23 protein-coding genes and 1 pseudogene are annotated in these 22,062 nt (G+C 58.9%); 15 read left to right on the top strand and 9 right to left on the bottom strand.

Annotated elements, in window-relative coordinates:
- Nucleotides 1–6 precede the first annotated feature (6 nt).
- Nucleotides 7–978, bottom strand: a complete 972-nt coding sequence (locus HHUB_RS16330; RefSeq protein WP_197570666.1) for a competence protein CoiA family protein — start codon at nucleotides 976–978, stop codon at nucleotides 7–9.
- Between the two features lie 457 nt (nucleotides 979–1,435).
- Between HHUB_RS16330 and HHUB_RS15295 the strand changes: the two genes are divergently transcribed.
- On the top strand, nucleotides 1,436–2,464 hold the full coding sequence (locus HHUB_RS15295; protein WP_059059035.1) for a Cdc6/Cdc18 family protein: 1,029 nt from the start codon (nucleotides 1,436–1,438) through the stop codon (nucleotides 2,462–2,464).
- Between the two features lie 18 nt (nucleotides 2,465–2,482).
- On the opposite strand, the gene HHUB_RS15290 is transcribed toward HHUB_RS15295, so the two are convergent.
- Nucleotides 2,483–3,169 carry an SOS response-associated peptidase gene (locus tag HHUB_RS15290; RefSeq protein ID WP_059059033.1) on the bottom strand — a complete coding sequence of 229 codons (687 nt, stop codon included), beginning with the start codon at nucleotides 3,167–3,169 and terminating at the stop codon, nucleotides 2,483–2,485.
- A gap of 182 nt (nucleotides 3,170–3,351) precedes the next feature.
- Between HHUB_RS15290 and HHUB_RS17450 the strand changes: the two genes are divergently transcribed.
- The 4 genes from HHUB_RS17450 to HHUB_RS15265 all read left to right on the top strand — a co-directional run bounded on the left by HHUB_RS17450 (nucleotide 3,352) and on the right by HHUB_RS15265 (nucleotide 6,979).
- Nucleotides 3,352–4,797 carry a ribonuclease H-like domain-containing protein gene (locus HHUB_RS17450; protein ID WP_238324112.1) on the top strand — a complete coding sequence of 482 codons (1,446 nt, stop codon included), beginning with the start codon at nucleotides 3,352–3,354 and terminating at the stop codon, nucleotides 4,795–4,797.
- A gap of 273 nt (nucleotides 4,798–5,070) precedes the next feature.
- A complete protein-coding gene (locus tag HHUB_RS15275) occupies nucleotides 5,071–6,015 on the top strand; it encodes a hypothetical protein (RefSeq protein ID WP_059059031.1) in 945 nt (314 codons plus the stop codon).
- 2 nt (nucleotides 6,016–6,017) lie between these two features.
- On the top strand, nucleotides 6,018–6,338 hold the full coding sequence (locus HHUB_RS15270) for a hypothetical protein (RefSeq protein WP_059059029.1): 321 nt from the start codon (nucleotides 6,018–6,020) through the stop codon (nucleotides 6,336–6,338).
- On the top strand, nucleotides 6,335–6,979 hold the full coding sequence (locus HHUB_RS15265) for a ribonuclease H-like domain-containing protein (protein WP_059059027.1): 645 nt from the start codon (nucleotides 6,335–6,337) through the stop codon (nucleotides 6,977–6,979). Before HHUB_RS15270 ends, HHUB_RS15265 begins: the two co-directional genes overlap by 4 nt.
- Nucleotides 6,980–7,030: 51 nt before the next feature.
- Here HHUB_RS15265 and HHUB_RS16325 read toward each other — a convergent pair whose 3' ends face one another.
- Both HHUB_RS16325 and HHUB_RS15260 read right to left on the bottom strand, forming a co-directional pair.
- Nucleotides 7,031–7,513 carry a hypothetical protein gene (locus tag HHUB_RS16325; RefSeq protein WP_082687307.1) on the bottom strand — a complete coding sequence of 161 codons (483 nt, stop codon included), beginning with the start codon at nucleotides 7,511–7,513 and terminating at the stop codon, nucleotides 7,031–7,033.
- Nucleotides 7,514–7,516: 3 nt separating this feature from the next.
- Nucleotides 7,517–8,107, bottom strand: coding sequence for a DUF7342 family protein (locus HHUB_RS15260; protein ID WP_059059025.1), 591 nt, complete (start codon nucleotides 8,105–8,107; stop codon nucleotides 7,517–7,519).
- A gap of 191 nt (nucleotides 8,108–8,298) precedes the next feature.
- On the opposite strand from HHUB_RS15260, the pseudogene HHUB_RS15255 reads away from it, so the two are divergent.
- From HHUB_RS15255 to HHUB_RS15235, 5 genes and pseudogenes are all read left to right on the top strand, one after another.
- A pseudogene (locus HHUB_RS15255) lies at nucleotides 8,299–8,535 on the top strand (hypothetical protein); the annotation flags it as partial.
- Nucleotides 8,532–8,771 carry a hypothetical protein gene (locus HHUB_RS15250; protein WP_082687306.1) on the top strand — a complete coding sequence of 80 codons (240 nt, stop codon included), beginning with the start codon at nucleotides 8,532–8,534 and terminating at the stop codon, nucleotides 8,769–8,771. The pseudogene HHUB_RS15255 and the gene HHUB_RS15250, both read left to right, overlap by 4 nt.
- A gap of 430 nt (nucleotides 8,772–9,201) precedes the next feature.
- Nucleotides 9,202–10,542: an IS200/IS605 family transposase gene (locus HHUB_RS15245; protein WP_059059021.1), complete on the top strand. Its 1,341-nt coding sequence runs from the start codon at nucleotides 9,202–9,204 to the stop codon at nucleotides 10,540–10,542.
- A gap of 239 nt (nucleotides 10,543–10,781) precedes the next feature.
- Nucleotides 10,782–12,947, top strand: a complete 2,166-nt coding sequence (locus tag HHUB_RS15240) for a type B DNA-directed DNA polymerase (protein WP_059059019.1) — start codon at nucleotides 10,782–10,784, stop codon at nucleotides 12,945–12,947.
- 173 nt (nucleotides 12,948–13,120) lie between these two features.
- The gene (locus HHUB_RS15235; RefSeq protein ID WP_059059018.1) at nucleotides 13,121–14,389 is read left to right on the top strand and encodes an orc1/cdc6 family replication initiation protein; all 1,269 of its coding nucleotides are present in this window, start codon (nucleotides 13,121–13,123) and stop codon (nucleotides 14,387–14,389) included.
- A gap of 560 nt (nucleotides 14,390–14,949) precedes the next feature.
- Here HHUB_RS15235 and HHUB_RS15230 read toward each other — a convergent pair.
- Nucleotides 14,950–15,273, bottom strand: coding sequence for a hypothetical protein (locus HHUB_RS15230; RefSeq protein WP_059059016.1), 324 nt, complete (start codon nucleotides 15,271–15,273; stop codon nucleotides 14,950–14,952).
- A 139-nt stretch (nucleotides 15,274–15,412) separates the two neighbouring features.
- On the opposite strand from HHUB_RS15230, the gene HHUB_RS15225 reads away from it, so the two are divergent.
- Complete coding sequence (locus tag HHUB_RS15225) at nucleotides 15,413–16,339, top strand: MarR family transcriptional regulator (protein WP_059059013.1); 927 nt, start codon at nucleotides 15,413–15,415, stop codon at nucleotides 16,337–16,339.
- A 12-nt stretch (nucleotides 16,340–16,351) separates the two neighbouring features.
- Here the strand turns inward: HHUB_RS15225 and HHUB_RS15220 are convergent, their stop codons facing one another.
- A complete protein-coding gene (locus HHUB_RS15220) occupies nucleotides 16,352–17,581 on the bottom strand; it encodes an RNA-guided endonuclease InsQ/TnpB family protein (protein ID WP_059059104.1) in 1,230 nt (409 codons plus the stop codon).
- A 138-nt stretch (nucleotides 17,582–17,719) separates the two neighbouring features.
- On the opposite strand from HHUB_RS15220, the gene HHUB_RS15215 reads away from it, so the two are divergent.
- Nucleotides 17,720–18,523 carry a DUF6036 family nucleotidyltransferase gene (locus HHUB_RS15215; RefSeq protein WP_059059011.1) on the top strand — a complete coding sequence of 268 codons (804 nt, stop codon included), beginning with the start codon at nucleotides 17,720–17,722 and terminating at the stop codon, nucleotides 18,521–18,523.
- 11 nt (nucleotides 18,524–18,534) lie between these two features.
- Here HHUB_RS15215 and HHUB_RS15210 read toward each other — a convergent pair whose 3' ends face one another.
- From HHUB_RS15210 to HHUB_RS15200, 3 genes are all read right to left on the bottom strand, one after another.
- Nucleotides 18,535–19,350 (bottom strand): hypothetical protein, encoded by an 816-nt coding sequence (locus HHUB_RS15210; protein WP_059059009.1) that lies wholly within the window; start codon nucleotides 19,348–19,350, stop codon nucleotides 18,535–18,537.
- 170 nt (nucleotides 19,351–19,520) lie between these two features.
- A complete protein-coding gene (locus HHUB_RS15205; RefSeq protein ID WP_059059007.1) occupies nucleotides 19,521–20,081 on the bottom strand; it encodes a class I SAM-dependent methyltransferase in 561 nt (186 codons plus the stop codon).
- A 1-nt stretch (nucleotide 20,082) separates the two neighbouring features.
- Nucleotides 20,083–20,523 carry a DUF302 domain-containing protein gene (locus tag HHUB_RS15200; protein WP_059059004.1) on the bottom strand — a complete coding sequence of 147 codons (441 nt, stop codon included), beginning with the start codon at nucleotides 20,521–20,523 and terminating at the stop codon, nucleotides 20,083–20,085.
- Between the two features lie 159 nt (nucleotides 20,524–20,682).
- Here HHUB_RS15200 and HHUB_RS15195 point away from each other — a divergent pair, with 159 nt between their 5' ends.
- The 3 genes from HHUB_RS15195 (at nucleotide 20,683) to HHUB_RS15185 (ending at nucleotide 22,006) form a co-directional block, all read left to right on the top strand.
- The gene (locus tag HHUB_RS15195) at nucleotides 20,683–21,102 is read left to right on the top strand and encodes a helix-turn-helix domain-containing protein (RefSeq protein WP_059059001.1); all 420 of its coding nucleotides are present in this window, start codon (nucleotides 20,683–20,685) and stop codon (nucleotides 21,100–21,102) included.
- A gap of 84 nt (nucleotides 21,103–21,186) precedes the next feature.
- Nucleotides 21,187–21,600: a thioredoxin gene (gene trxA, locus HHUB_RS15190; protein WP_059058999.1), complete on the top strand. Its 414-nt coding sequence runs from the start codon at nucleotides 21,187–21,189 to the stop codon at nucleotides 21,598–21,600.
- A gap of 7 nt (nucleotides 21,601–21,607) precedes the next feature.
- Complete coding sequence (locus HHUB_RS15185) at nucleotides 21,608–22,006, top strand: hypothetical protein (protein ID WP_059058997.1); 399 nt, start codon at nucleotides 21,608–21,610, stop codon at nucleotides 22,004–22,006.
- The last annotated feature ends 56 nt before the right edge of the window (nucleotides 22,007–22,062 follow it).

Below are 22,062 nucleotides of genomic sequence, written 5' to 3'. Positions count from 1 at the left end.
CCGCAATCAAGCTTCCAATTCGAAAGCCCTCTCAAGGAGATCAGTGAGCTCATTTAGAGCCTGAGTCGCAGTTTCGTCAATTTGGACACTAACGCGATCGGTTTCCTTCGGGTGTTTCTTTCCTAACGAGAGGACAACGTCGTCATCGGGGGAAAGGGAAGCCGAGAGCCAGGAGGTAACACGGGGGGAGCCGGCGAACCAAGCCGTTGTCAAATCATGCCAAGGGCGTTCGCGATCTGCCTCAGTCGGACGATCCGACCCAAATGCCAGCCGTTCCAAGTTATCAGTAAATGATCGGAGTTCCTCGGTATCCGATTCTTCAAGCTGAACGGTGACACGGTGGGTATCTCCGTCCCAGCCCCAGTCCTTCTTTCCAAGCTGAAGAGTTAACTGACCCGTTGGTGAGCGAGAAACAGTCGCCCAGGCGCGCCCCTTCCGTCGGAGATCTTGTTGAGCAACGGTCACCCATTCATCCGACTTATCGAACGAAGCCCAATATTCTCCGGGTATAGGGACCTCTACCGAAACAGAGAGCGATTTCTCTTGCCAGAGCCATCTGATAACTTCGGGGTACCCCTCCAAATCAGACCGCGACGGAAGCGCATAGGGCCAGACGGACAGTATTCCGGAGAGATCAACATCGTACTCTGAGAAATCGTCCTCGTCGAGCCACGCAACGCTAAAACCACGCTGTAGATAGTGGTCAGTAACTGCCTCAATATCTTTGCCCTGATTCCGATACTGAGCCTCTATCGCGATACCCCTTCCATAGGGCTCTCGGGGAGTATCGAATGTGAGCAGGACATCCGCAATTCGGCCGTCGATACCGGATTCAAGCTCAACCGTCGCATCGGGGAAATCGTGATCCAATCGAGCATATGCAATCGACTTCATTTTCATATGTTCGTCCGATTCACCAGGGCACTCGCCGACATCTACAAGATCAGCAAAGGTTGCCTGACCTGCAGTTTGGCCCATCTCAGAACGACCCTCTTGTTCGTGGTGCCGAAAATGACGGGAAATGAAAGCAGAACCTCGTTCGTGAGACCGTACAACGGCCATCGGTTGGTCGCACGCAGGACAAGTAACAGACGTGCCGTCGGCTACTTGCGGTGGGATTACCCGTGTTCCGTTTAGAACTCCAAGATATGGCATCGAAGTCGATGGCTGTATTAGATTTGCTTGTCACTCGATCATAATGACCATTTCTCCGGCACCCCGTCGTTCGGGGTCGAAGAGAAATCACCCACTTGGTGTCAAATCAGTAGTGGAGGATGAGTTTCCGGAAGTTTCCGGAAGCCTCGACTTTCCACAAACACAAATCGGGATACAGCGTAGGTTTTTGAGTACTCACGATGGTACTATCATAGGAGTTTCCGGAAACAACCCGGTCAGGCTTTTGTAACCTGACCCGAAATCAGTCTGTCAGAGACAGATGATTCGCGATGCTCGCGTCCTCCGGGCCAGGTTCGTTCCTCGGGAAGTTGAGCATCGCGACGCCGAAGTCAACCACCTCTCCAGTGTCCTCGAGCCAATCACGAACGGCGAACCCGCCGATACCGCTATTGTCACCGGACCCAGCGGCGCCGGCAAGACGTGCATCTCGCAATTCGTCACCGAACGACTCCGGGAAGAGGTCCTCGATGTCGAGACCACCTACGTCAACTGCTGGCGCAACTACACCCGGTTCCGGACGCTCTACCAGATCCTCGACGAGCTCGGCGCGACCATCGACATCCACCGGCAGTCGACGCCCCACGACGAACTCGTCGATCGCCTCCAGCAGCATGACGGCCCGCGAACCGTCGTCATCCTCGACGAGGTCGACCAGCTCGAAGACCCCAGCGTCATCTACGACCTCCACAGCCTCCCGCAGTTCGCGATCATCTGCATCGCGAACAAGGAAGAGGAGCTGTTCAGCCGCGTCGACGACCGCCTCGTGAGCCGACTGCGCTCCAGCGAACACGTCCGGATGGACAAGTACCACGACGAGCAGCTGTACGACATCCTGAGTGCTCGGGCAAAGTGGGGGCTCGACGAGGACGTCATCACCGACGACCAGCTCTACCGGATCGCCGACGCGGCCGCCGGCGACGCCCGCCTCGCAATCGGCATCCTCCGAACGGCCGCCGGCAAGGCCGATCGCGAGAACCACGAGCGCATCACCGACGATATTCTCTTGGACGCCGCCGAGGATGCTCGGGCCCAAATCAAGCAGAAGAGCCTCGACTCGCTCACGCCGCACCAGCGCGTCGTCTACGACATCGTTCGCGAGCACGGCCCGGTCGGGCCGAGCGAAATCCACGAGCGATATTCCGAGGACGTCGATGATCCGCGGACGAAGCGGACTATCCGCACGTACCTCTCGAAGATGGAGCAGTACAACCTTCTCGAGGCGGAAGGGACGAGTCGGGACCGAGAATACTCGCTCGTCGATTCAGCGGCGGCGTCACCGATGCAGTGACCGTAAGCCCGTCAGCTATCAGGAACTGAACTCGCCGAGGCCCGATTGCTCGTGGTCTAGCGGCTCGATGACCTGGGGATCGTCGTTGCCGGGGTTGTTGACTCGCGTCGAAATCTCGTAGGCGTCCAGATCGTCCTTCGGATACGGCTGGCACAGTTCCTTGCGGGTGTCCGGGTCTGCGGCGAGCCAGTCAGATTCCGCGTCCTGTGGGAGGACGACCGGCATCCGGTCGTGGATTGAGTTCATCAGGTCGTTCGGCTCCGTCGTGAGAATCGTGACGCACGAGATCGTCTCGTCGTCGCCCTCCCAGACGTCCCAGAGCCCGGCCATCGCGAATGCGGGGTCGTCCTCCCGGTAAATGCGGTAGGGCTGCTTCGACCCGCCGTTCGGCGATTTCCATTCGTAGAACCCTGACGAGGGGACGAGGCAGGGACGTGATTCCCACGCCCGCTCGAAGACGCGTTTCTCGTCGGCAGTCTCGGAGCGAGCGTTGATGATGCCCTCCTCGGGTTCGTCCGCCCAGAATGGAATCAGCCCCCAGTGGTAGGTGTCAATCTCGTCGGGATCCTCGTTCGTGATGATGTGGAGGTCGTCGCCAGGCGCGATGTTGTATCGAGGTGTGTACCCGCCGTCCGCGACGACCTCGGCGTCGAAGCGAGCCTCGAGGTCGGCCTGGTCGATGAAGAGCGAGTTCCGGCCACACATACCGAGGAGTTCGGAGGGAAGCATCTTCAACGTGGTCGCACAGGAATCACACCGTTAACCAACAGATTGTCCCGATGAGCCTGAGCTGTTGGTTAACGACAGCGGGGCGAAGAATCTCCTAATGCCAAACGGTACACCTAAACAAACGATAGAAGAGGCTACACTAACTACGCTCAACCAAAATGACCCACATTCTCGCTGTATCTGACTGGCGCTCTCAACCCATTGACGATCTCTACACCATTCTCGAAACTGTAGAACCAACTCCTGATCTACTACTGTATGCCGGCGACGACCTCTCACGTTTCAAAAACGCCGATACTGACACAGATCATCTTGCAGAACTTGCTCGCCTCACGAAGCACCAACAATCGCTCTATGTCCGAGGAAACGACGACTTCCCCCCGTCAACCGGTCCGCAATTCGATGCGGAATTTACCACCGACCTCCACAGGACACCATACATCTACGAGGATCTCGTGTTCATCGGCCAGGAAGGATCGACCCAGGGACCTGGTCTCATCACCTATACCGAGGACGACGTCCAACGGCACCTTTCCGAACACCGCACCGCTTGTGAAGACAGAACTCCGATTCTTATCACTCACACTCCTCCCTTCGGCATTCTCGATATCGGGAAGCGATTCGGGCAACAACATATCGGGTCGAAGGCCGTCAGGAGCTTCATAGACGACATCCAGCCCCCAGCTACCGTCTGCGGTCATTGCCATCAATTCGGAGGGAGATCTGAAACCCTCGAGTACGGCACGGTGATCAACATCGCATCCCACGACGGAGTAGACGACCCCGGAAGGTACGCACTCATCACCATCGACGCCTCGAACGAGTCTATCGAGTACGAGTTCTACGACACTCGCCATCTGCTAGGGAGTCGACTGACTGATCTCGTCCAGGTCGGGCGAAACCGAGTAGAACAGTTCAGTGAGTTAGGGATCACTAGCCCAGATGAGATTACCGAAGAACGGCGTGCCGAACTCGAAGCCCTCCCTGGAGCCTCGTCATGGCACGTGGACCGGTGGATTGCTCATCGACAGGCTTTCGAAAACGATGAGGTCGTGATTCTAAACGAGTCCGCCTTCGACGACCTTCAGGATACGGAGCCTCTCCTCTTGGACATAGAAACGGATCTCCAGCAGGATCGGATCTGGCTGGTCGGCACCTACAGTTACCAGAACTATGCGTACCGACAATTCTTCGAGCCGGACGACGAGTCAGCACTCCTTCAGGAGCTGTCTGAGTACCTTGATGATCATGGCTCCGAGCCGATCATCTACTACGGAGGGAACTACTTCGACGAGCAGTGTCTCAGTCGCAGATTCGACGAACACGGCATCACTGAGGGGCTCGACCATCTGGAGCGAACACACGACCTTGGAATTACTGCCCAACAGGAACTCTTCGGGCCCTTCAATCGGCATAAATTGGATGTCGTAGCGAGCGCACTCGGCTTTGAATATCAAGACCCGACCGTCGACGGGTTTGTGGTCGGGAGCAAGTACACGCGATATCTCCTTGACGGCGAAGAACCAGACTGGGATCTACTCAAACAGTACAATTACGACGATGTAACCGCGCTGAAAACAATCGTCGATCACATCAGATCGTAGGCTCGGGGGATATGCCGGGCCGTCAACAGAATTGTGTGAGGGCGAGATCACCATACATTCAGGGAGTCTTAACCAACAATCGAGTTGGGATCCCCGGTCTGTTGGTTAATCCGATGATACTGTCTGCCTTCCTCTCTGGAAACGTTCTTGGAAACGGTCGAACGATGGCAGAAATCCGTTGCCTGAGTCCGGTTCTACATACCTTCCAGCCCTTCCCTGAAACGCGGAAGCGCCACGCCGCGGCTTATCGGGAACGTAGACAATTAGTCGAGTATGGGAGAACACTCAACGCCGAACCGATTGGCGGTGGACCAGCCGACACGGGGAGCTGACCGCAATCGGTCCCTTGCTGATCAGGCCGATCCGTCTACGGACGAGATGTTGTTGCCGTCACTCGGCGACGGAATCACGCTGCTCGACGTCGAGGGAGGCCGTGGCGTCCCAATCCTGCAGTCGCTCGTACTCGACCATCTCCTCCTGCACGACGGGCCCGCCTTCTGGGTCGACGCAAATGGTCACGCGACGACAACGACACTCGCCCAGATCGCGCCCAGTCAACGGTTGCTCAACCGAATTCACGTCGCCCGCGGATTCACCGCCTACCAGCACTACGGCGCCGTCTGTGATCTCCAGACGGCAGTGAACAAGTCGATCCAGATGTCTACCGCCGATATCGGGACAGCCAGTCGACGGGCACTAGGTCGCGACGAGGACACGTCACCCCACACGCCCGCCCTCCTCGTCGCGCCGGCCGTCGACGCCCAGTACCGCGCCGACGATACCCTCGGCGAGACTCACGCGAAAACCCTCCAAGCCCGAACCCTCGCCCGGCTAGCGACCTACGCCGAGGGGTACGACATCCCGGTGCTCGTCACCCGGGCGCAGCGCGACGACTTCACGGTGCCGGTCGCGACGGCCGCCGACCACCACCTGGAATGCGAGCAGACCCGGATGGGACCACGGGTCGTCGGCGAGGACTTCGAGACGCTCGTCTATCCCGTCGACGACGGCGCGTACTACCAGACGACGTTCACGTACTGGCGTCAGCTGCTCGCGGCACGCGCCACGCAGGTTGGCGTGGAACCGACGACGCCGACGCCGTCGACGCCGACTCCGGAGAGCGTCGGAACCGGCGTCACCGCTGACGGTGAGACGGTCGCGGCCACCGCGGATCCCCTGCTCGATGCGTGGACCGCAACCGGGGCAGGAGGACGATAGCGATGGGGCGTACGAACCCAACCTACCGAGATGCGCTGCGGGCCATCGAAGAGCGCTGGGCAGAGTTCCGCCGGGCACTGCGGCGTCGCGACCAGCCGCGCTTCGACCGGCTGTTCGAGTACGCCCGCGAGCACGCCGACGCGAGCGGGCTGTTGAACCACCAGAACCCGCTGCTGCCGGCGCTGCTCAGCATCGATCTCGAACAGGAGTCCCGCCTCGACGACCACGAAGAGCGCCTATCAGAGCTTGAGCAACGGCTTTCGGAAACCGGGGGCGAACAGCAGCAATCGCCCGCCGAAGGTACCACTGGAGGTGTAGAATGACTGAGTTGACGACGATTGCATTCGATATCGAAACGACGGGATTTCAGGCCGATGATGAACTCACAGTAGTTGGGTTCGACTCCGCGGTCTCGTCGCGAGTGTTTCTCCATACCGGAACGGCACCACAAACAGGCCTCGCAGATCGGCTCAACGACGCCCTCCAGACACCGGTACAGCTCTCACTCCACGACAGCGAACAGGAACTCCTGAACGAACTGGCGACGTTTGTCACATCGACACTCACCCAACATGATGCAAAGCTCGTTGCGTACAACGGTGAGCGGTGGAACGGAGGATTCGACCTCCCGTTCCTTCGCACACGGCTCTGTACGCACGGGCTCGAGTGGCCCTTTGGCACGTTGCCATACGTCGACGTAATGGACGTCTTCGAAACACGGTTCAATACGAGTGAAGACACGCTGAGTGGCGTCTACGAGGAACTGATCGGCTCCGAATTGAACGATCTGGATCCATTTACCGACAGTAGCGAGGCAGTCACCGCTTGGAAGGATGGCGCCTACGAGCCACTCATCACTCACAACGTCGCCGATATTCGACGGACTCGAGCGTTGATGGAGCTTGCAGAACGGTATTGCTCGAAGTCGGATTTCTCGATGAAATCGCTGGAGCCTATCGCTTGAAGAAATTACTTCTCAGTGGGAGTTCGTGGAAGAAAGCACTCGGATTAGTTCCTACGGCGGGTTGCGACCTGCGTTGAGTGGTTCATACGAGTCTGTATGGTAGGCAACCCGCCAGAGCTTGAGGACGGCGCGAGTGACTAACTCTTCGGGAGACTGTGTGATACAAGACTCTTCGACGTCGTCTGGGTCAGAACTCGCATTCGGCGGTGGGTGGTAGTGTTCTAATCCGGGGACGTGGATGTAGTCGTCTGCGTGTGGGTGCTTTCCCCAGCGCAGATTCACCCCTTGCGTGTCCGTGTAGTGGAACTTGTAATCATCTCGTGTCGTCCACTGGATGTCGATTCGGCCCTCATCGGCTGCACATAGTCCGTCGTCGAGCACAACTTCGAGGACGGATGGATGGAGGTAGTCGTCGAGTTCAGGTGTTGCGAGCGGTTCCATCTCCTCGACGACATCACGAATCGTCAGTAGCGCCGGCCGATCCGTAGCCCCCCGAAGAGTATGGGTTTCTGCTTGGTCAGGAGAATCCCGCATTACTCAGGCAGGGACGCTGTCGTCAGTCGACCGACGGTCACTGTCGACGAATTGCTCGGCATTGCCGATCGAGAGGGCAGCGTTCGCGAACGCGAGATTCCGTCGGAGCGTCTTCCACTCACGAATCGTCTCTGGGTCGATCTCGTCCTGTGGGGGCCCGGTCTCGCTGAGGGCCTGATTCGTCTGGTTGACCGCCAATTCTTCGGGGGAATCAACACCGAATTCGGACCGATACTCGGTGAGCTGCTCGCGCATCTCCTGAATTCGGGTGACGAGTTCATCGGTTGAGACGTGCTCAAGGATGTCGGCAGCCTGTTCGACGACGAGTGATTCAGGTGAGCGGCGATAGAGCGTGCCACCCTGTTCGCCGGGTGTCGTCTCGACAAACCCCTCGTCTGCGAGTGTGTTCAGGTGCTTTCGAGCGGTCTTTGGAGCCGTCCGTGCATCGTCAGCTACGGCATCAGCTGAGACGGGACTGTACGTATGTGCAACGACGTGTCGAATGCGCTCGTAGGGCGTCGTTTCGGCCTCCCATTCCTCGCCGACCGCCTCGTTGACATCAGCAAACTCCTCCGGTGGACTTCGGTCGTTCATATGGAAACGCACGGTTCAGGGGAACATAGTTCTTTGGTGAAATACTATATTCCTTCATGGAGAGTACACCGGCTGAATCCAACCAGGTGAGTTCTGGAAAGCGAACGACGGAGGCGTGAGCGAGTAGGATGGGTAGTATACTATCGACTTCTGGACGATGGTCGCGTCCTGGGGTGGGAAGCTGCCGACGGCGGCGTCGCGACCAGCCACGCTTTGACCGGCTGTTCGAGTACGCCCGCGCGCATACCGACGCGAGCGGGCTGTTGAACCACCAGAACCCGCTGCTGCCGGCGCTGCTCAGCATCGATCTCGAACAGGAGGCTCGCCTCGAGGACCACGAGGAACGCCTCGAAGAGCTCGAACGGGGACTCGAACAACGGGAAGCGAGCCACGAGCGGGAACACCACCAGTATGGAGCCACGAAATGACGGGACTCGATACCGTTGCGTTCGACATCGAGACAACCGGCTTCGCAGTCGACGACCAACTGACGGTCGTCGGGTTTGACGCAGATATCGGCTCCCGTATCTTCCTCAATACGGACGGGCGAGCACCGCCGTCAAATCTCGAAGCACGGGTCAACGATGAATTGGCGAACTCAGTCTCGATGTCGGTCCAGCAGACTGAGCGAACCTTGCTAAGCGAGATGGATGCGTTCGTCTGAATCATCTGATAGCATTTAACGACAGGGACTCGCGGTATGTGGCCAGACGTCACTGTTACGTCTTAACCAACATTCGGTGCGGATCTCCGAATACGTTGGTTAACGTCGGCTCACCGATTCCGGAAATCGTTCCTGAAGCCCCACGACGACGAACAAGAAGCCAGAACATAGCGTTGAGAACGCTTTTCGAACTAATTTGCTGTGCTCAGAAGCGACACGCCGTCGCCTCTCGGAACCAAGGTCCGAAGAGGGTAGACGGGAATCGCGGCCGATCCGCTGATATTCCGCCGTATTCCTTCTGGTCAGAAGCCTCCAACGTAGCGACTCCAGTTTTTTCTGGTCAGAAGCCTCCAACGTAGCGACTCCAGTTTTACTTTCACTCTGGCTGGACAGTGTTTACGTTTCGACGGAACAGATCAATAGGTGGTAGATGAAGCGCACCAACACGTTCGCCGTGCGACCGCTCTCCGAGACCGGAGAGCAACTGTTACGGGACCTGTTGGACGCTTCTGCCGCCCTCTGGAACGAAGTTAACTACCAACGCCTTATGCGGTACAACGACGAGGACGGCTTCGAAGGCGGCATATGGGACGCCGATACCGGCCGACTCGAAGGCCGATACAAAGGCGTGCTCGGGGCGTCTACAGCTCAACAGGTGATACGCAAAAACAGCGAAGCGTGGCGCAGTTTCTCGCATCTGAAAGACCAGTACCACGACGAGTCGAACACGTCGGTTACGGAACATCCTAACCCGCCGGGATTCCGTGGCAACGAGGACGACGGACGCCAACTCAGAACCGTCATTCGTAACGACGCATACACGACTGAGTGGGGCGATCGGTCTCGGCTTGAGATTCTGGTCGGCAGCAAGCTGAAGGACCGATACGATCACACCGGCCGCCTCCGACTCGAAATCGCTGGTAACCCGAATTGGCCCGACTACGAAAAACAGGGCCGGTTGGAGCTATGGTACGACGAGACTGAAAGCACCTTCCGAGCTTCCCAACCCGTGACTGTGTCTGATAGTGCACGGGCAACGCCACTGGCCGATGAAACGGCCGCTCTGGACATCGGTGCGAACAATCTCGTCGCCTGTACCACCACGACCGGCGAGCAATACCTGTACGAAGGCCGCGAATTGTTCCAGCGGTTCCGTGAGACGACACGAGAGATTGCCCGGTTGCAGTCCAAGCTCCCGGAAGGCCGGTACAGTAGCGAGCGTATCCGGCGACTGTACCGCAAACGCACCCGCCGCCGCGACCACGCTCAAGAAGCACTGTGTCGTGACCTGTTGGACCGACTGTACGCCGAGGGCGTGGATACGGTGTATATCGGCGGGTTGACCGACGTGCTGGACACACACTGGTCGGTCAAAACCAACGCCAAGACCCACAACTTCTGGGCGTTCAAGAAGTTCACAGAGCGATTAGCGTGTACCGCAGAGGAATACGGGATTTCGGTCGAGGTTAGATCGGAAGCGTGGACGAGTCAGGAATGTCCACGGTGTGGATCGACTGACCGAACGACGCGGCATCAAGACACGCTCACCTGTCCGTGTGGGTTCCAGGGGCACGCCGACCTAACCGCGTCAGAGACGTTTCTCGAGCGGCACACAAAACAGGCAGTCAGGCCGATGGCACGGCCCGTGCGGTTCCAGTGGGACGACCACACCTGGTCGGAGTCACCACGCTCTCAAGAAAGTCCTAAAGAACAGCGCACAGACCCGAGTACCGTTCACCACGGGAATGTTGCCCTCAGGGAATCGGCATAGCCGAAAACTCCACAGAGGAAACCGCGCCCTAGAAGGCGCGGAGGATGTCAAACTCCACGCTTCTACGTCTTCCCTCACGCCCCAGAGGCCGACCTCGACCCTACGATCCTCCAGTCGGTGTACGACGAGCATCCGTCGCCGCCGTGACCGAGATGGTTGCGAGAGAGACCATCGTTCCCTGAAATCCGGAAGTGACACGCCATCGATTATCTGGAACTCCACTGTTGATTCTGTAGAGAATGCCGTTCACAATTGACTTCCTAACCGACGGTCGCGTCCTGGAGTGGGAGGCGACCGCCGACGGTGCCGTCGCAACAGAACGGGATAACTACACACCGCGATTCTACGTCGCCCCTCGCGACCCAGCGTCCGACCTCGACCTCACGACACTCCAGTCAGTGTACGACCAGCACCCGGATGTCGTCGCGACCGAGATGGTTGCGCGACGCCCCGGCTTTCGACGAGACGAGGAACCAGTCCTCGCCGTCGACGTCGCCCACATCGACCGCGTCACCCCACTCGCCCGGCAGGCACGCCAGCTGTCGGACTATCCAGTCGGGGATCTCGCCTGTTTCAACGTCGACTTCTCGCGAGAGTTCCGGTACTGTCTGGAGACCGGCGCCGATCCGACGCCGGCGAGTGAGCTGTCGACGCTCCGGCTCAGCGTCCCAGTGACCGAAACGAGCAACGACGTCTACGGCGAGCTGACCGTCGCCGGCGATACTGTTACCGGCTCGCCGACGGATCTCCTGACCGCCGTCCAGAGGGCGCTCGACGCGCACGATCCGGACGTCCTGGTCTGCTCGACGAGCGAGATCGTCCCGACCCTGTACGAGATGGCGACGGACGCCGGCGTCGACGACTTCTCGCTGAGTCGGTGGCCGGACGTCGACTACCAGCAGCTCGCGAGCCGGTCGACGTATTCGAGCTACGGCCGCGTCGGTCACTCCCCGGCACGGTACAACGTGCCCGGCCGGGCGATCATCGACGAATCGAACACGTTCTTCTACGGGGAAACGAACCTCGACGGCGTCCTCGACCTCGTGTCGCGCTCGAAAAAGCCCGTCCAGGAGCTCGCGTGGGCGTCAATCGGGAACGTCCTCACGGCGATCCAAATCTGTGAGGCCAACGACCGCGGCGTCCTCGTCCCGTGGAACTCCTGGCGCCACGAGTTCTACAAGTCGATGGGGACGCTCCACGATGCCGACCGCGGCGGCTTCATCTTCGCACCCGAGGTCGGGCTTCACGAGAACGTCCACGAACTCGACTTCTCCTCGTTGTACCCGAACATCATCTGTACCCGGAACGTTTCGCCGGACGTCATCCGGTGTGAGTGCCACAGCGACCGCGACGACGTCCCCGGCCTCGGGTACTCGATCTGCGACGACCGGGGCTACCTCGTCGACGTGCTCCAGCCGATCATCGACGCTCGCGACGAGATCAAGGCGGCCATCCGTCGCGAGAAGGAACGAGACGACCCCGACGAGGACCGCCTGGCTGAACTCGAAGGGCGGTCGGGAGCGCTAAAGTGGATCCTCGTTGCCTGCTTCGGCTATCAGGGGTTCAGCAACGCGAAGTTCGGCCGCATCGAGTGTCACGAAGCGATCAACGCATTCGCTCGCGAGATTCTGCTGACGGCGAAACAGCGACTGGAAGCCGGCGGCTGGCGGGTCGTCCACGGCATCGTCGACTCCATCTGGGTGACCCCGGATCCCGACGTCGACGACGAGGACCGCGAGGACCTCCAGACGCTCGCAACGGAGATCACCGACTGCGTCGAGATTCGGCTCGAACACGAGGCGCACTACGACTGGGTGGCGTTCGTGCCGCAGCGCGAGAGCGACGCCGGCGCGCTGACGAAGTACTTCGGGAAGGTCGCCGGCGACGACGACTTCAAGATCAGAGGCATCGAAGCCCGGCAGCGCTCAACCCCGCCGTTCATCGAGGACATCCAGCGGGACTGTATCGACCGGCTCGATGCCACGCGGTCACCGGACGCGGTGCTCGGGCGTCTCGAACGAGCAATCGACGAGCTGCAGGCGGGCAACGTAGCAGTGGAGCAGCTCGTCGAGCGGAATCGTGTCTCCAAGCCCTTGGAAGGGTACTCGCAGAATACCCAGAATGTGGCGGCCTTGAAACGAGCTCGCGAGCAGGAACTGGCAGTCCACCCGGGCCAGGATATCGAGTACGTAGTCGTCGACGACGAGAAATCCTCGCGAGACCGGGTCGCCCTCGCCCACGAAGCGGTCGAGACCTACGACGCCTCGTACTACGAGACGCAGCTGGTTCGAGCGATTGAGAGCGTGCTGTTGCCGCTGGGGTGGGATCGTACAGATATTCGACGGAGACTCGCGGAGACACGAGAGGTAGAGCTGACGGAGTTTACAGCAGCCCGGAACGGATGAGTAGTCTCAGATGTCACTTGCGGCGAGCAAACCACAAGTGGGCGACAAGGTTGATTCCATTCACACTCTGGGGGGCCTTGCTCTATGGAACACCCCCCGGAGTGTGAATGGAGGGGAATCAATCACACCGAGGGTGGGCAACCTATATGTGAATGGGGCGAATTGGTCCGCCCATGCCAAACAACGATTCCACGCAAACAACCGTCGACGAGATATTAAATGTCGACGAGGGAGATAGCGAAAACGTATCGGATATATTTGAGAAGCCATGGTTACTCGAGATCGATAACGTCCCTGACGCCAATCGAATCGTCGGACGAGATGACCATATCACGTTCTTGGCCAAGAATCTCCGGAAGATGCGGACAAACAGCGTCCCGGATAACGTCCTGGAGTGGGGCGAAACCGGGACGGGGAAGACACTAGTTGCAAGACACGTCTGTGAGCGGCTCGAAGCAGCAACTGCAGGAACGGACTCCCCGATCGTTACTGCCTACATTAACCCGGACCCCATCTCTACGTATACCTCCACCTTCCGAAAGATCGCAGAGCAGGTGAACGCGAAAGCAGAGAACCCGCTCGATGTCCCCTATCAGGGCCTCTCAGCTGAGCATTATCGCGACCAGAAATTGTGGCCCGTTGTTCAGAGGGAGTTCTCTGGCGGTCTTGTCGTCATCATCGATGAAATCGACAAGCACGGAGAAGTCAATGAGGTTCTCTACACGCTATCACGGACACAATCAAAAGACGACGTTGACTTCCCAGTCGTTACAATCGGAATTTCGAACGACATCGAATTCAAAGGAGAAATCGAGTCACGGGTTCAATCGACTCTCCAGCCAGAACACCGAACGTTCACGCCGTACGAAGAAGACCAGCTCATTGCAATCCTCGAAAATCGGCGGGACGCATTTTACGACGGTGTCCTCGATGACGAGGTGATTCCAACCACAGCTGAACTCGCAGCTGAAGAACACGGTGACGCTCGACGCGCAGTCCGATTGTTCCGGAATGCGGGCGAGATCGCTGACGAAGAAGGCGACGAGATCGTAACCGCGAATCACGTTCTCGAAGCTGACGAACTCGTCGAAGTTGAGCTCTTTATGGAGATGGTGAAAGGGACTCCGTTGTCCGGGAAATTACTCCTGTTTGCTCTCACACGTCTTGACCGAAATAACCCGGAGAAAGAATGGTTCCGGACGTCAGAGATTCACGAGGTTTACCAAACAGTAGCACGGGACGTCGAAGTAGAGCCCAAGGGGTACAATCGTGCGCTTGAGCTTCTGAACAAGCACGTGACGACAGGAGTTCTCGAATCAAAAAAGAAGGAAGGCGGAGATCAGGGGAAGTTCAGGTCGTATTCGCTCCAAGGAGACGTCGAGAGTACACGAACTGGACTGATCAACTCGACGCCGGAACTCCAGACGTTGATGGGATGGTGACACCCCCACCCCTCGGTGTGAATGGTCCCCCATAGGATACGACGGTTGTAGAGATAGAGCAGGAGTCGAGGAAGCAGGCTCGTTCGTCTGAAGAACCTAGTACGGCACGGAGAGCGGCTTACACGTTCTGCCACGGTAGCTGACCCGACCCGCTACTGCACCGCACCGCAGCTGTAGTTATCTTTATTATACTACAGTCTAAACAGCTCTCCGAGTAGGCGTATTCTGGAAGGCGAGGCCTTGTGCCGAAGCCGAAGGTTCGCCACTGAGGCGAGAACCCTCCCTACGGCGTGAGGACTTCTGCCGGTAAGGACTTCTTAATCGCGGTACCCTGGGTGGTAGACCATTCACACTGAGGGGTGTGGGGGTAAACGAGGCGTAATCTATCCGCGTGTTGCTCTGTCTTCTATCGACGTGAAGTCCCGTCAGAGAGTACCCGTTGGTAGCCCATTCACACCGAGGGGTGTCGGGTAAACCGATCCCATTCACACTCTGGGGGGTGTCATCTGCTACGCTACGAATCACGTTGAAACGAACATCAGGCTACAGTTCCATCTCGTCTACTCGTCGGGATTCACCGGCCCTTTGTACTTCGACGTCACCGAATCGCCTTCCCGCCACTGCCAGTAGTAGTAGCGGTTGTCGTTGATCTCCTTGATCGTGATCGTCGCCTTCGCCGGTACGTCGTCTGGGAGGTCATCGGGGCGCTCCTTCACATCGGCGTCGTCCACCTCCTCCTCGAGACGAGCTTCCCGTTCTTTGTGTTCGGCCAACGCCTCGGCGTAGCTGGCAACGTCCCGAAGATGCTCCGGTGTTGCTTCATTGAGCGTGTTGACGATCTCAGTCGGGAGGTTCGCCGGTGGGGTCGGGGGTTCGTTGGACATCGGCTACTCTCGTGTTAACCAACACGACCCACGAATCCATAGTTTTGTTGGTTAAGACGATGGAGCAAGCTCTTGTTCCTCTCTGTCTGTAACACTACTCGAAACTCCTTTATATATAAGTTTCGTACTGTGTTACACTGTGCTCCGGCGCATCGAACTCGAGGTCCTCGCCACGGTCGACCGCGGCGACACGATCTCCGAACTCGCGACGAAGCTCAACCACAGCAAGAGTTACCTCTCTCGTGCCGTCGGCGACCTCGTCGAGAAGGGGCTCGTCTACACGGAACGCGATGGCCGGCGAAAACGAGTCGTCCCGTCGGATGCTCGCGCCGTCGAACTCTATCGGGACCTCGTCCGCCAGCACTCCCACATCGAGTTCCCCGAGCTGCTGACTGGGAAGGCACTCGAGGTGCTGTACTACTTCAACCAGCCGCGAACCGTCTCCGAGATCGCCGACCGAAGCGACAACTACCGCAACACGGTCAACCGCGTCCTCAAGCGCTTTCGTGACCGTGGTCTCGTCGGGACGGCCGACGGCCACTACGAGTTCAACGCCGACTTCGACCGCCTCCACGAGTTTTCCCGTGAACTCGCACACCATCTACATCGTCAACGCCTCGAATCCGTTGCCCCGAAGGGCACGATTCTCTGGGAGGACTACGACGAATTCCTCGCCCAGGCCGAGACGGAGGTCGACGCGGAGGCGTTCCACCAAACCGGCCTCGGTCGGTTCGCGGCCTTCGACCTCCAGTTCCTGCTCACCGGCCATCGCTACTACTTCTACTCCGAGGATCTCGACGCAGTCTCGCCGGCGGAACTTTGCTGTCACACCCTGCTCATCGACAACGGCAGCCGTCACCGCTCGTACTGCCTCCTCCTGCTCAGCCACGTCGACGTCGACGAGGAGGACCTCCGAGAGCAGGCGGTGAAGTACGACCTCGAAGACGAAATCGACGCCTTGCTGCGCTACCTCGAGACGTACGGCGAGGTTGATGACGAGCAGCTCCCGGCGTGGGACGAGTTCCAGGAGCTGGCGGCTGACTACGAGGTGCCACTACCACAGTAAGCTCACTACGGTCTAGGGACCGTGGTGTTCACCGTGGACTCCCGCTCTGGCCGAATTCGGCAGGGGTTTGACCCCGTTCGCGTTCACCATCCCGGTGTTCAGGCGCACGCCTACGGGTGCGCCTCCTTCGCCGCCAGTTTGGTTGCGAAGGAGTCGATAGCCAATGTTCTTCGCTGCGTTGTAGTCCGCGTGGTTCTCGTATCCACAGGACTGACAGCAGAATGTGTCCTGTGCCGGGCGGTTGTCCCCGTGTGTGAACCCACAAGATGAACACCGTCTCGACGTGTTCTTCGGGTTCACTTGCTCAACCTGGATTCCGCGTACCTCGGTCTTGTACGAGACGTAGTCGTACAGACGGCGGAACGCCCACTCGTGGAACCTACGGGCATCGGGCATCCGATGGCGGATATCCGTCAAGTTCTCGAAGGCGATCACTGTGCAGCCATTTTCAGCTGCCTCGTCTACGAGTTCGTTCGCGACACGGTGAAGATACTGCTCAAAGCGCCCCGTCTCCTTGCGGCCGACCGCTTGGACGTTCTCGTGGGCCCACCGCGAGCCACACTCTTGGAGCGATTTGCGGCGCTGAACGTACTCCTGTCGCCAGTGGTTGAGTTCGTCGGCAGACCAGAACACGCCAGTCGAAGTAACGGCGATGTTCTCGACCCCGAGGTCCACACCAAGAACCGTTCCGTTCTCGGCTGGAACGGGGTCGTCCACATCCGCCTTTGTTCGGACGTGGAGGTAGAAATCGCCACGGCGATAATGGAGTGTCGCACCAGTAGTCTCCCACTTGTTGCTCTGCAGATATTCGGAGAAGGGCGTTTCACGGTTTAGCTCGGGAATGACGTACTTGACAGTGACGCGTCCCTCGACGGTAGATAACGAGGCGTGGTCGTCGTGGAATGTGGCGTTTCGCTGGTTATATTCCACGAACGGCGAGGTGAACGTGGGCAACGAAGCGTACTCACCCTTCGACCACTTCGCGACCACACTTTCGAGTGCGTCAACGGCACGGTCGCGAGCCGACTGAACGTGATTGCTGTGAAGCCGTGTCTGCTCGCGTAGTTCGTCGTAAGTCAGGTCGTGCAGGACTGACTTGCGGGTCTCGGCCCATTCGCCGTCCCACGCAGCATCTACGACATAGTTGGCGGCCCACCGAAACTCGTCGATGGTCTCGTGAAGCAGGTCCGCCTGCTCTTTGGTCACATCGAGTTTGACCGGAACAGTGCGGTGGGCCTCCATATACATCACAACACAACCTGTGATTAAAAGTATTAATAAGGAATCGTAGCGAGTCAACCCTGCTATGGACTGTGAGACGGCTCACGAGTGTCGGTTTTATCCCGCACCCGTAGTCTCGGGTACTCCTATTGATCTACTATGAGACCAACCTTCGGCCGTGAGTACATCGAGAGCGAATTCCAGCGAATCGGGGACGGGCTATCTGAACCGCTCACGGTCTACCTGATCGGTGGTGGCGCGATGTCGCTGCGCGACCTCAAGGGGGCGACGAAAGATATCGACCTGGTCGTCCCGGATGGCGACGCATACGGGCAGTTGTGGGCCATCCTGATGGACCTCGGGTATGCGGAGGTCCAGTCACTGGATCCAGATTATCGGGCGCTTGGCGCGACGAGCTGCGTCGAGAACGACGACGGGTGTCGCCTCGACATCTTCAACCAGCAGGTCGCGAACAAGCTCGTGCTCACCGACGGGATGCAAGAGCGCAGCGAGCCGTTCCTCGACACGGATCGACTGACGGTCCGGCTGGTCAGCAACGAGGATATCTTCCTGTTCAAGGCGATCGCAGGCCGCGACGACGACATCGACGACATGAATATGCTCGTACAGGCCGGCCTCGATTACGACGTCGTCCGAGATGAACTCGAAGCCCAGATCGAACGCCTGGGGGACGATCAGTTCGCCACGTTCGCGAACGAGGCCCTGGTCGAACTCGAGGAGCGGTACGGAGTAACCACACCGATCGAGGACCGCGTCCAGGAGCTCACGAACAGGTACTACCGGGGGCTCGAAGTCCTCCAAGCACTCGACGAGCCGATGACCGTCGACGAACTGGCCGCCAAACTGGAGCTGGATACCGACGAGGTTCACGACCGGATCGCGTATCTCTCAACGTTCGACCGGGTCCGTCGGGATGGCGACACAGTCCGTCCCGTGGAGTAGTTTGGCCACGACTACGGGGAGGGAAGGCGGCCGTCTGGTCGGGGAACGCGGCCCCGTTTGATCTCGTGATCGACGCGGCGCAGGTGCTTGCAGCCGCCTTCGGGTGAGCGCTGCTGCCAGTCGGGACAGGTACACGATTCGTCGACGACGTCGACTTCGTACCTGTTGCCGGACGCGGACTGCACCTCGTAGCGGCCACCTTTCGAGAGGAGCGAGACGTCCATTGCTTCGGCGACGGCACGCTTCGTGCGGGGCTCAAGATCGTCCTGTGACTCTGCGTTCTCGTCGACGACCAGTCGGTCGCGAACGTCGCCCGTTCGGCCGCCGTCGGGAGCGACGGCTTCCGCAGGGCCACTGAGCCGCTCGTGGAGCACTTCCTCTACCGGATGGCCTTCCGGCCACAGGTAGTGCACTTCGCGGCGCTCTCGATGATCGTAGGACCCGCACGCCGCTGCGCTCCCGGTCCAGACGCGCCAGGCCCCGAGCGCGGCCATCACGTCGACGATGTCGCGGGGAACCGTCTGGTGGTCGTCCGAGAAGAACACCCGGAAGCGGGTACACGCTTCTTGCGGCAGGACGGTCTCCCACCAGTCTTCGCTGGAGCCCCAGCTATCGAACATCGCCTCGTCGCTCCCGTAGCCGACGGTCACGCCGTCGATCGGCGTCCAGTCTGCTGGGAGGTGGTCCGCTTCACCTTCGAGCACCCGGAGGACGGCGTATCGGAGGTACTCGTGGGCTTGGTTGTCTGTCGTTCGAGCGACCTGGTCGTGCTGCTCGGCAACGTGCTCGGCTTCCTTGAGGACTGTCGTGAGATAGCGGTCAGTCATTATTCGACGGAGGTCAGAACGCGCCTCCGCCCCTCCGCGGGCGCAGAAAAACTTAACCAACAATAGCGATTTCGCATTTAGATTGTTGGTTAAGAACCCCTGTATCTGACCGCCACGAACACGCTCTCGTCAGCACCTACGGAAAATTCTGCAAAATCCCACCAGACGGTTTACTCAGTACGTCCTATCAGCAGGAACGTTTCCGGTCGCTCGGCCTGGAACTCTATATCGAATCCGTGCTGGCGGAGTACATTTGCAACCTCGGCGGCCGAAAATCGTTCGTCGACGGGTGGGCCGTGGTTCCCACTCCCGGAAGATGTCCAATCGACGATAACGAACGTCCCCTGGGACGTGAGTACGCGACTGATTTCGCTTAGGGCCTGCTCGGTCGCGAATTCGTGGTAGGTCATCGTCGAGAACGCCGCGTCGAGACTGTCGGTATCGAGTGGAAGGTCGTCGACGCCACTCGTCACGAGGTCGACATTCTCGGGGACGCCTTTCTCCCGGTAGTAGTCGTGCATCGCGTCTTGGATGTCGACGGCGTACACGTGGTCGACAGTCGGTGCGACGTCGTCGGTGTAGAACCCGGTCCCGCTGCCCAGATCTGCGACCGTTTCGTCTCTATCTGGAGAGAGCGCCCAGAGGAGTTCCTCCGCGGAGAGGAACCGGTACCGTCGCTGTGCCTCTTCGAGTTTGTCAGCGCGGTCGGCGTCGAACGTGTGATGTCCCATCTTAGAGGTTCGCGAACGCCTCGTCGACGAGTTCGCCGGTGTCGGCGACGATGTCTGCCATCTCGTCGTCGTCGGACGCCATCCCGATGAGGCGGGCGATGCGCATGATAGAGACGTGATAGACGACCTGCTTGCCCGGTTCTTCTTCCCAAACGACGACGTTGCACGGCATCAGTGCACCGAGTTGGTTGTCGGTTGCGTCCAGCGCGCGGTCGGCGACTTCGGGGTTGCACGCGCCCAGCACGTAGTAGGGGTCGCGGCCGGCGTCGACCTTCTCGTTGAGCATCTCGGAGGGGGAGAATTCGACGGGGATGCCGAAGCCAGCGTCCGTGAACACGTCGCGGACGTGTTCGATCGCTTCATCGTGGCTCATTTCGAGAGTTACCTGTTCTTCACCGATGTCCGCAGGGTCGATCTGGCTTGGGTCGATTGGGAGTGCCATTCGTGTACTATCTTGGGTCTTCAGGACAAAGTCTCTTCGGGTCTTCTTTCGCGAAAGCGGATTTCCATGGGAAAGAGTGGCTCCAGTATCTGATCGGCTATCGGAGTATTGTAGTATTCGGGAACAGCTTTAATCGTCTCTGTCTCCCTATTTTTAGATATGGTGGCCACGTCAGTGCGTGAGGACCTCGAGCGCGATCTGGGGTGCCTTGACCTCCTGGGCTGCATTCACGGACTCAACGAGCGGGATCAGGTGGTCTTTCAGCTGCTACAACAGGCAGAGGAGGGTCTTACCGTCGACGACGTCGCAGATCGAATGGATTGTGAACGTTCGACTGCGTATCGTTCGATATCTCGACTCCTTGAGGCCGGCGTGGTAGTTCAGGAGCAAGTAAACTACGAGCACGGAGGGTACTACTACGTGTATCGTTCGCGGACATCCGAGGAAGTTGCACACGACATGCAGCGATTGCTCAACGATTGGTATGCGGCCATCGGACAGCTTATTCAGGAGTTCGAAGACCGGTACAGCCGGGACTTGGAGGATCGCGAGAAGGAGCCGATTGAGACCTGTCTCTGACCCCTATCGTTCAAACCCGCACTGGGGCAGTATTGTGCGAGTTATACAAAATACATAAGGCGGCGCGGTTCAAACGGACACCTAATGGCTGAAGATATCGAGAAGATCCGTCGACAGAAACTGGCGGAGCTTCGAAACAAGGCTGAAACGGGCGGTGCTGAGCCGTCCCTCTCGAAGAGCCCGTCCGAACCGATCCATATCGACGGCGGCGCCGAGCTGTCAGAAACTGCCGCCGAGTACGGTCTCGTGCTAGCCGACTTCTACGCCGATTGGTGTGGCCCGTGCCAGATGCTTGAACCAATCGTCGAAACGATCGCGGCCGAGACCGATGCGACCGTAGCGAAGATCGACATCGACGCGAACCAGCAACTCGCCGCAGAGTACGGTGTCCGGGGGGTACCCACGCTCATCCTATTCGCTGACGGCCAGCCGGCGGAACGACTCGTCGGAATGCAGGACGAAGCGCAGCTTCGCTCCGTGATCGAAGCGCACGCGTGAACCAACGATGACCGATGAGCCTACTGACGCGGATAACCGCTCACTGGGGGATACCGCTGAATCCCTCGAATCGACACTGATGGCTGATCTCGGTGAGACGCTGGTCGGCCTGGCGTCCTACGAGGATGGCGAGTACGATGTCCTGTACCGAGACGAGGCGGCGTCCTCACAGTACGCTGCGTCGGATATCCGGGCGATTCTGGAGCACATTCAACTGGAGGCGATCGGTACAGCAGTCTACGAGGAGTACCATGGAGAGTCGCTGCATGCGACCGTTCGCGTGTACGATACACTGGTCACCATCACCGTACCAGTCGAGGAGACGACCGGGCTCGTTGTCGTGGTACGGAATGATGACAAACACGATCCGTATTCGATAATTGAAACAGTCGAAAACGCGGTATAGGCGCCGTAGAGAGTAATTTTGGAATTCAGTTAGGACCACAACGTCTATCAGCCGAT

Origin of the sequence: Halobacterium hubeiense (genome assembly GCF_001488575.1) — an archaeon.
Classification (GTDB): domain Archaea; phylum Halobacteriota; class Halobacteria; order Halobacteriales; family Halobacteriaceae; genus Halobacterium; species Halobacterium hubeiense.
This window is presented reverse-complemented; position numbering and strand designations above follow the sequence as displayed.